Below are 2044 nucleotides of genomic sequence, written 5' to 3' on the forward strand. Positions count from 1 at the left end.
TCTCGGCCTTCTGGCCCAGGTGCATCAGCATGGTGGCGTCGCCGCCGTCGTCCAGGATCATGTTCGGGCCTTCGCCTTCAGTGCCCGGCGTGCCTGGCTGCGCGCCCTTGACGCCTTCGCCGAACTCGAAGATGCGGTGCGTGTAGTCCCAGTAGTCGGCCAGCGACTCGCCCTTGATGGCGAACACCGGCGTGCCGCTGGCGGCAATGGCGGCGGCGGCGTGGTCCTGCGTCGAGAAGATGTTGCACGAAGCCCAGCGCACCTGCGCGCCCAGGGCCTGCAGCGTCTCGATCAGCACGGCGGTCTGGATGGTCATGTGCAGCGAGCCGGTGATGCGCGCGCCCTTCAAGGGCTGGGCCTTGGCGAATTCCTCGCGGATCGCCATCAGGCCGGGCATTTCGGTCTCGGCGATGCGGATTTCCTTGCGGCCCCAATCGGCCAGCGCAATATCGGCAATGGCCTGGTCGGCCGTGGAGTCTTTGAGAACTGCGTTCATGGTTTTTTCCTCTGATAGGACGTTAAAAACCACGTTCTGGGGACACTCACCGCACAGAAGCGTGGGTGAGCGTCGTTGCGATGGAGGGCGGCGGGCCCGGCTTCCGAGCCTCACGCCCCGCCTGTGCTGGGGGACGCTGCAACGCTCCTCGGAAGCTTCGGATTATAAGGCGGCGCCAGCTCAGCCCAGCAGCAGCACATGGCCTTCGGCGGGGTCGAGGCGCCCCGCACAGAGGTCTTGCACCAGCGCCTGGGCCGAGGCCAGCCCCTGGTGCTCGCGCACGCGCATCCAGGGCTGGCGCGCATCGCCCACGCGCGCTATGAAGGCGCGCTGCGCCGCGTTGAACTTCTGGTTCACCACTGCGGGGCCCCAGTCGGCGTTGCGCTTCTTGATCTGCAGCGGCGCGAAATAGAACCGGGGCGCGGGACCGGGCAGGCCGGTGTCGCGCAAGAACTGCGTGTTCTGCGCCGAGCCGGCAAAACAGTCGTAGACCAGCGCTGCGCCAAAGTGCTGGTGCACGCGCGCGCGCAGCGCCTCGTCGCCCGAGAAATCGACGTACAGGGTCGGCACATCGGTGCCAATCTGTTCCAGATCGCCATAGGCCACCGTCTGCTGGTAGCAGCCCAGGCCCTGCACGAAGGCGCTGTTGCGCGGCGCGGTCAGCCCCACCCTCTCCACCTGCGGGTGGTCGGCCAGGCAGAAGGCCGTGCCGTAGGCGGTCTTGCTCGAGGCACTGGAAAACACCAGCCGCTCGGCGCCAAAGAAACCGTTGTCGTGCAGAAAATCGGCCAGCATGAACGAGGTGATGAACAGCGGGCGCACCAGCATCTGGTAGTTCTCGTCGGCCGCGCGGTAGGCCGGGTCGGCGCTGGCGCGGGTGTACTGGTTGTAGGCCGAGGTCAGCGCCAGGCGGTGCTCGGTGCCGTCGTAAAAACCCCGCTCCGTCACGCGCACCGGCTGCATGCGCAAATGGCTGGCCACGGGCCAGTAGCCATAGAAGCGCTCGCCCAGCTGCACGCCGTCCACGTCGGAGGCCACCACGTCGGCAAAACCCCAGACCGGCATATGGCCCCAGCCGGCCTCGCCCGTGGGGAAGNGGCTGCATGCGCAAATGGCTGGCCACGGGCCAGTAGCCATAGAAGCGCTCGCCCAGCTGCACGCCGTCCACGTCGGAGGCCACCACGTCGGCAAAACCCCAGACCGGCATATGGCCCCAGCCGGCCTCGCCCGTGGGGAAGAAGTCCCAGTACTGCATGGCATCGCCAAACGCCGCGTAGGTGATGTTGTTGGTGGTCAGGGCCACGCGGGCGATGCGCAGCAGCGCCTCGCCGGGGCGCAGCGGTGCCAGCGCCTCGCTGGCGATGCGGGTGTGGTGCAATGCGTTTTTATCGGTCAACAGGCGGGTCAGCACGGTCATGGAATGGCTCCTTTGCGGTATCAATGTGGGTGTGAATGAACTGTATGGCGGCACCCGGCGGCGCGGGTTCGGAAAGCCATGAGCACGTCGCAGCCCGCGGCCAAGCCGCTCAAGCGCCCGACCCAGGCGCG

Annotated in this window: 3 protein-coding genes and 1 riboswitch; of the genes, 1 reads left to right on the forward strand and 2 read right to left on the reverse strand. The window is 67.2% G+C overall.

The genetic code is table 11. The annotated features are described in order from the left end of the window. Positions 1 to 496: adenosylhomocysteinase (locus QZH66_RS15370; protein ID WP_305806778.1), on the reverse strand; the 496-nt coding region annotated here is incomplete at its 3' end. Positions 497 to 556: 60 nt separating this feature from the next. Next, positions 557 to 652: riboswitch (S-adenosyl-L-homocysteine riboswitch) on the reverse strand. A 24-nt stretch (positions 653 to 676) separates the two neighbouring features. Beyond that, positions 677 to 1756, reverse strand: coding sequence for a DUF2855 family protein (locus tag QZH66_RS15375; RefSeq protein ID WP_345783856.1), 1080 nt, complete (start codon positions 1754 to 1756; stop codon positions 677 to 679). Between the two features lie 20 nt (positions 1757 to 1776). Between QZH66_RS15375 and QZH66_RS15380 the strand changes: the two genes are divergently transcribed. Next, positions 1777 to 1995 (forward strand): hypothetical protein, encoded by a 219-nt coding sequence (locus QZH66_RS15380; protein ID WP_305806780.1) that lies wholly within the window; start codon positions 1777 to 1779, stop codon positions 1993 to 1995. Positions 1996 to 2044 lie beyond the last annotated feature (49 nt).

The sequence above is a fragment of the Stenotrophomonas sp. YIM B06876 genome (assembly GCF_030711595.1).
In the GTDB taxonomy this organism is placed as follows: domain Bacteria; phylum Pseudomonadota; class Gammaproteobacteria; order Xanthomonadales; family Xanthomonadaceae; genus Stenotrophomonas.

Coding starts and splice junctions, on each gene's coding strand:
- QZH66_RS15380 (WP_305806780.1), top strand. CDS start 1,777: ATGTTGTTGGTGGTCAGGGCCACGCGGGCGATGCGCAGCAGCGCCTCG.